The sequence below is a fragment of the Achromobacter sp. 1014246743 genome, assembly GCF_059760725.1.
The window spans coordinates 90,134-96,720 of record NZ_JCBANA010000013.1 but is presented as its reverse complement, the minus strand read 5'-3'; the positions used below and the strand labels follow the sequence as shown (position 1 = coordinate 96,720).

Here is a 6,587-nt window from a genome sequence, read left to right as displayed (position 1 = left end):
ACGCCTGTTGAGTCGGCAGTGTCGATTGGGAATAAGGAACCGGGCCAGGGGCGGGGGCCGCGGCGTGGATGGGCCACGCAAGGTGAGCGCAACGACGCCTGGCAGCCGATTACCGGCCTGCCCGAAGGGTGAGCACCCAAATGAGCGCCTCTCAGCGTTGCGAATGCTCGCCGGGGGCCTGCCACGACTGCGCTTCGCGCCTTGACAGTCACTCATTTGGGCGCTCATGCGAGGCTCCTTTCAGTGTGAACAGGCCCCAGCCCCCCGCCCCGCTCCGCGCCTCGCGCCGGCACGGCCGGGGCGCGTCGCCACTACAAGGAGCCGCCATGTCCAGCCAGGCCTCGATGCTCAAGCCTGTGTTGTGGGAACGCCTGTTCGAACGCGAAAGCGCGCCCAATCTCAGCCTGCAGGGCCGGGTCCGGCAGATGCTGGTGTCGGCCATTCTCAGCGGCCATCTGCCGCCGGGCGCACCGGTGCCGTCCAGCCGCTATCTGGCCGACCAGTTGCGCATCGCCCGCAACACCGTCGTGTTCGCCTACCAGCAGCTGGTCAGCGAGGGCTACCTGGAATCGCGCGAGCGCAGCGGCCACTTCGTCAGCGCCGACGTGCTGCAAGGGCGCGCCGCGCAGCACGCGGACCCGTGCGCCTCGAACGTGGCGGCCGACGCCGTGCGCTGGGACGAGCGGCTGCGCTTTCGCCCGACCCGCCAGCGCAACATCGTCAAGCCGCAAGACTGGCAGAAGCAACCCTATCCCTTCGTCTACGGCCAGTTCGACCAGGACCTGTTTCCCACCGCCGAATGGCGCGAATGCTGTATCAAGGCCCTGTCGGTGCTGGACATCCGCAGCTGGGCGCCCGACCTGATCACCCACGACGACCCCGCGCTGATCGAGCAGATCCGCACGCAGGTGCTGCCGCGCCGCGGCGTGTGGGCCGACGCCGAGGAAATCGTCATCACCGTGGGCGCGCAGCACGCGCTGTATCTGCTGGCCGACCTGCTGGTCAATGAAGACACGGTGGTGGGCATGGAAGACCCGGGCTATCCCGATGCGCGCAACATCTTCGCCAGCCACACCCGCCACCTGCTGCCGCTGCCGGTGGACGGCCAGGGCCTGTGCACCGGCACCCACCTCCTGGGCTGCGACTACCTGTTCGTGACGCCGGGCCACCAATGCCCCACCACCGTCACGCTGTCGGCCGCACGCCGCGACACGCTGCTGACGCTGGCCCGCCAGGCCGACAGCCTGATCATCGAAGACGACTTCGAAAGCGAAAGCCGCTGGGGCGAAGGCGCGATCCCGGCGCTGAAAAGCCAGGACCGCGACGGCCGCGTGATCTACGTGGGCAGCCTGGCCAAGTCGTTTGCGCCGGGGCTGCGCATCGGCTACATCGTCGCCCCGCGCGAACTGGCCGCCGAACTGCGCGCGCTGCGCCGCCTGATGCTGCGCCATCCGTCGGCCTACATCCAGCGCGCGTTCTCGCTGTTCATCTCGCTGGGTCATCACCATTCGCTGCTGCGCCGGCAATCGCAGGCCTACCAGCAGCGCGGCGCCGAGCTGACGGCGGCGCTGGCGCGCTGGCTGCCCGACTTCACGGCGGTGCCCATCACCGGCTCGTCATCCTGCTGGCTGCAGGGGCCGGCATGGCTGGACGCCACCGAACTGTCGCAGGCGGCGCTGGCCGAAGGCGTGGTGGTGGAGCCGGGCAAGGTGTTCTTCATGGACGGCGCCAACGCGCCACGCAATTTCCTGCGGGTGGGGTTCACGTCGATCCGTGCCGAGCACATCGGGCGCGGCATCGAGAAGCTGGCGCAGGTGGTGCACCGTTACCGGCTGCGGGCCGCGGCGTAGCAGGCGGGCGCCGCGCCGGGTCGCGGCCCGGCTGCCGCCGCCCCCGGCGCACCGCCGTCAGAGCATTTCGTCGCGCAGGTAGTACCACCGGTACAGCAGCGCCTGCCCCAAGCGGCGAAACGGCGCGAACAGGTGCCCGGGCAGCGGCGTGTCGTAGATCGGCAGGTCCCACGCGATGCCGTCCTGCCCCATCATGCGCTGCGCCAGGCGGCGTCCGGCGTGCGCCGAGAACGCCACGCCGTTGCCGCCATAGCCAAAGGCGTAATACACCCGCTGCGCCGGATCGGGCTGCGTGATGCGCGGCATCATGTCGTGGCTGACGTCGACCCAGCCCCACCAGGAATAGTCCACCTCGACCCCGCGCAACGACGGGAACTTGCGCGCCAGGCCGTTGCGCAGCAGCGCCAGGTGGCGCGGGTGCTGCGCGTCGGCGCCGCGCAGCGCGCTGCGGCTGCCGATCTGCATGCGGCCGTCCGGCAGCAGGCGGTAGTAGAAGCGCAGCGTGCGCGTGTCGGTGATGAACACCGTGCTTTTCAGCCCGGCGCGCTCGCGTTCGGCGGGCGTCAGCACCCGGGTGACCATGGAATTGGACAGCACCGGCATGATGCGGTTGTCCAGCAGGCCGTTGACCCCCTGCGCGGTGTAGCCGCCGGTGGCGAAGGCCACCCGCTTGGCGCGCACCGTGCCGCCTGGCGTCTGCAGACGGTAGCCGCCAGCCTCTTCGGTCCAGCCCAGCACGGGGCTGCCCGGATGGATGCGCACGCCCAGCGCGCGGGCCTGGCGCATGTAGCCGTAGGCCAGCTTGAGCGGATGCACGCCCACGCCGTCCGGCTCGTGCATGGCGCCCACGGCCTCGTGGTCGTCGACATAGCGTTCGCGCAGCGCGGCCTTGTCCAGCATATGCGTGTCGTAGCCGAACTGTTCGCGCATCACGCGGGCCTCGTTGCGCAGGAACGCCATCTTCTTTTCGCGGTGGGCGGTGTACAGATGGCCGCCGGGCTGGGCGTCGCAATCGACCTGGTCCACCAGGCTTTTCCAGTACTCGAAGCCTTCGCGAATCTCGGCGTCCAGCCGGCGCGCGGTGGGCAGGCCCCAGCGTTCGATCCATTGCGACCGGTACAGCCGCCCCGACGCGTTCTGGCCCTGCCCGCCATTGCGGCTGGTGCAGCCCCACACGGCGCGGTTGGCCTCCAGCACCACGGCTTTCACGCCGTAGTCGCGCGCCAGCGCCAGCGCCGCCGACAGGCCGGTGAAGCCCGACCCGACGATCACCACGTCGGCGTCGATGTCGCCCTGCACCGGCCCGTCGTCGGCCGGCGGCGGCCCGGCCGTCGCGACCCAATAGGTCGGCGCGTAGTCCTGCCCGCGGCCCGGCGGCGAGACCAGCGGATCGTAGGTGGGGTTGTAGGCGCTGGCGGCGGGGCTGGCGGCGTCCGGGGGATCGAAAGGCATAGCGGTATCCATGCGGCGGGGTCCGGTAGCGGTGGGCGGGGTCGGGGCGCGATGGCGGCCAGGGAAATCGGCGGGTCAGCCGCGAGCGGGCAAGGCCGGGCGCTGTTTGCGGAACGCGTTCTTGACGCGGATCTTGCCGCCCTGGAAGGTGAAGACATCGACCATGTCGGCCTCGATGCGCGAGCCGTCGGCGGCAGTGCCGGTGAAGGTGGATTCCGACACGCCCCGGTCCCCCGCCACCCAATGGCGGCCGTGGTTCCATTGCGCATCCGGGAAGTTCTTCCAGGCGGCTTCGAACGCCGCGCGCACCGCCTCGCGGCCGGCGTGGCGGGCGCCCCAGCGCTCGGGGCCGCCCACGGTTTCAAAGACGCAGTCGTCGCTCATGAAAGACATCAAGGCGTCGATATCGTGGCGGTTCCACGCGGCCGCGAACTCGGCCAGCATGTCCACGGTGACGGTCTGGTGCATTGCCTACCCTCCTGAATCCGCGGGCGCGACATGCGCCTGCGTGCCAAGCCCAAGGTACGCGCGGGGCCTGGCAGGGTCTAGAACCAGACGCGGGCAATCGCTTGCACCAGACGGCCGCGATGGCGCCGCGCCACGCGGGCAGCTCGGGCCATCCGTGCAGCTCGGCGCGGCGCCCGTCACGCCGCAGCCGCCGAGAGATGCGCGGCCACCTCGCCGCCGCCGGCCCCATCGCGCAGTCCGATGAACACCAGCGCCGGCCGCTCGATCTCGGCCGGGCGTTGCGCCTGCGTGTCAAAGCGCACCCGGCGCCCCGCCAGCTGCACCAGCACCCACCCATGGCGTTCGGTGCGCACCCAGCCCTTGGCGCGCAGCCAATGCCGGGGCAGCTGCCGCAGGCTGCTGGCCAGCCGGTCGGCATGCAACAGGTCCGGCGCCGGCCACAGCCAGCTTTGAAACGGATGCGCGGGGTCGTCATCGTGGCGGGGGCCGTCATCGTGGTGATGCGACGCGTCGTGGCTGTGCCGGCCACAGTCGGCATGGGTGCAGGCGTCATGGGTGCAGGCGTCATGGATACAACCCACGCCCCCCAGCGCGCTCAGATCGACCCGCCCTTCCCGCGCGGCCACGATCGGCGCGCCGCCCGATTGCTCGCCCAGCCAGGCCCGCAGCGCCGCCGCCTCGTCGGGCGCCACCAGATCGGTCTTGTTCAATACCAGCAGGTCGGCGGCGCGCAACTGGCGCATCACGGTGTCGGCCAGCAGCGGATCAGCGGCCGTCTCGCGGATGGCGCCGGCATCCACCAGCACCACCACGCCTTCCAGCTGCAACAGGGGGTCCGCCATGCCCACCTGCGCGATGCGGCCGGGGTCGGACACGCCGCTGGCTTCGATGACGATCCATTGCGGCGCCGGCTCCATGGCCAGCACCCGCGCCAGCGCGTCGTCCAGCCCGCCGGCCATGGAACAGCAGACGCAGCCGTTGGCCAGCCGGATCACGTTGTCGGCGCGCTGGGCGACCAGGCCCGCGTCGATATCGATCGGCCCGAAATCGTTGACCAGCACCGCCGCCCGGCGCGGGCTGCCGGTCAGCACATGGTTCAACAACGTCGTCTTGCCCGCGCCCAGGAAGCCGCCCACGACCGTCAGCGCAATGCGCGCCATGTCAGGCGCCCTGGCGCGCCAGGGGCCGGCCACCGACCATCGTGCCCAGCACGGCAATGTCCTTCAGGCTTTCGGGCGGCACGGCCAGCGGATCGTCCTGCAACACGCAGAAGTCGGCCTGTTTGCCCACTTCGATGGACCCGACCAGGTGATCCAGGTGCAGCGTATAGGCGGCGCCCAGCGTAATGGCGTGCAATGCCGCGTCGACGCTGATGCGTTCGGATTCGCCCAGCACCCGGCCCGACGCGGTCTGGCGATTGACGGCGCACCAGGCGGTGAACAGCGGCCCGAGCGGCGTGATGGGTGCGTCGGAATGGATGCCGAACGGCACCCCGGCGCGCATCGCCGAGGCGCAGGCGTCCATGCGGTTGGCGCGGTCCGGGCCCATGGTGAGCGCGTGGTGGGCGTCGCCCCAATAGAAGATGTGGTTGGCGAACAGGTTGACGCACAGCCCCAGGCTGGCCATGCGCCGGAACAGCGCGGCGTCGGCCATCTGGCAGTGCTGCAAGGTGTGGCGGTGATCGGGCCGCGGGCTGCGGCGCAGCGCCCGGTCGATGGCGTCGATGGCGCGTTCGGTGGCCTCGTCGCCGTTGGTGTGGATATGCAGCTGCACGCCGGCCTCGTGATAGGCCTGCACCAGCGCATCCAGCTCGGCCGGCGCGATCACCCAGATGCCGTTGGCCGCGCCGTTGTAATAGCCCGGCCAGCGCAGCCGCGCCGTGAAGCCCTGGATGGACCCATCCACCACCAGCTTGACCATGCCCAGGTGCAGCTTGCCGTGGTTCAGCCGGCGCGCGGTTTCCAGCCGCGCCAGGCAGGCGGCGGGGTCGCCGGCAAAGGCCAGCGCCGACGCGGCCGGCACGATCCGAACCGGATAATCCGGCTCGGCCGTGACCCGCGCCAGGGTCGCCAGGCCGTCGTCGCCCAGCTCGTTGACCAGGTCGGTGGCGGTGGTGACGCCGGCCCATTGCGCCACCTGGCCGAACAGGCGCAGGCCGTCTTCCGACAGGCCCACCGTGCGGAACGGGCTGCCGATCAGGCGCATCACCGGGAACATGGCGGCGAACTCGCACAGTTCGCCGTTGGGGGTGCCGTCGTCGAATCGGCTGATGCCTTCGATGTCGGTATCGCGGTCGATGCCGGCCCGTGCCAGCATCGGCGTGTTCACGTTCATCAGGTGCATACTGGCGTGCATCACCACCACCGGCCGTTCGGCCGACACGGCGTCCAGGTCGCGCACGCTCATGCGCTGGCCGCCGAAGAAGATCGGATCGAAGCCCCAGCCGATGAGCGTTTCGCCCTTTGTCAGGCCCTGGCCGAATTCGCGCAGGCGGGCCGCCACGGCGTCGAAGCTCTTCAGGCCCGGCCACAGGCGGCCGTCCGGCCCGCGGCGCTCGTAGAACCCGACATAGGCGAACTTCCACATACCGCCTTCGGGCAGATGGCAATGCCCTTCCACCAGCCCCGGCATCAGCACCTGGCCGGCGTAGCGCTCGTCCAGGTCGGCCGGCCCCCAGCCGGTCAGGTCGTCCAGGCTGCCCACGCCCAGGATGCGGCCGTCGCGCACCGCCACGTGCGTCGCGCGCGGTTGGGCCGGATTCATGGTCAGGATGCTGCGGGCGGAATAGATCGTGGTGCGGGGGGCAACGGACATCGG

At 70.6% G+C, this 6,587-nt stretch carries 5 protein-coding genes; 1 reads left to right on the top strand and 4 read right to left on the bottom strand.

What is annotated here, in order from left to right; all coding sequences use genetic code 11:
* The first annotated feature begins 326 nt into the window (after positions 1-326).
* Positions 327-1,850 (top strand): MocR-like pyridoxine biosynthesis transcription factor PdxR, encoded by a 1,524-nt coding sequence (pdxR, locus tag AC6LJ2_RS08135; protein ID WP_263912580.1) that lies wholly within the window; start codon positions 327-329, stop codon positions 1,848-1,850.
* 57 nt (positions 1,851-1,907) lie between these two features.
* Here the strand turns inward: pdxR and AC6LJ2_RS08130 are convergent, their stop codons facing one another.
* The 4 genes from AC6LJ2_RS08130 to AC6LJ2_RS08115 form a co-directional block, all read right to left on the bottom strand.
* Positions 1,908-3,314 carry an NAD(P)/FAD-dependent oxidoreductase gene (locus tag AC6LJ2_RS08130; RefSeq protein WP_498151143.1) on the bottom strand — a complete coding sequence of 469 codons (1,407 nt, stop codon included), beginning with the start codon at positions 3,312-3,314 and terminating at the stop codon, positions 1,908-1,910.
* Positions 3,315-3,377: 63 nt separating this feature from the next.
* A complete protein-coding gene (locus tag AC6LJ2_RS08125; RefSeq protein WP_263912578.1) occupies positions 3,378-3,770 on the bottom strand; it encodes a nuclear transport factor 2 family protein in 393 nt (130 codons plus the stop codon).
* Positions 3,771-3,946: 176 nt separating this feature from the next.
* On the bottom strand, positions 3,947-4,930 hold the full coding sequence (locus tag AC6LJ2_RS08120; RefSeq protein ID WP_498151142.1) for a CobW family GTP-binding protein: 984 nt from the start codon (positions 4,928-4,930) through the stop codon (positions 3,947-3,949).
* A gap of 1 nt (position 4,931) precedes the next feature.
* Positions 4,932-6,584 carry an amidohydrolase gene (locus AC6LJ2_RS08115; protein ID WP_498151141.1) on the bottom strand — a complete coding sequence of 551 codons (1,653 nt, stop codon included), beginning with the start codon at positions 6,582-6,584 and terminating at the stop codon, positions 4,932-4,934.
* Between the last annotated feature and the right edge of the window lie 3 nt (positions 6,585-6,587).

Bases quoted from the DNA above. Each gene is read 5' to 3' on its own strand.
- pdxR (WP_263912580.1), top strand. From the start codon at position 327: ATGTCCAGCCAGGCCTCGATGCTCAAGCCTGTGTTGTGGGAACGCCTG.
- AC6LJ2_RS08130 (WP_498151143.1), bottom strand. From the start codon at position 3,314: ATGGATACCGCTATGCCTTTCGATCCCCCGGACGCCGCCAGCCCCGCC.
- AC6LJ2_RS08125 (WP_263912578.1), bottom strand. From the start codon at position 3,770: ATGCACCAGACCGTCACCGTGGACATGCTGGCCGAGTTCGCGGCCGCG.
- AC6LJ2_RS08120 (WP_498151142.1), bottom strand. From the start codon at position 4,930: ATGGCGCGCATTGCGCTGACGGTCGTGGGCGGCTTCCTGGGCGCGGGC.
- AC6LJ2_RS08115 (WP_498151141.1), bottom strand. From the start codon at position 6,584: ATGTCCGTTGCCCCCCGCACCACGATCTATTCCGCCCGCAGCATCCTG.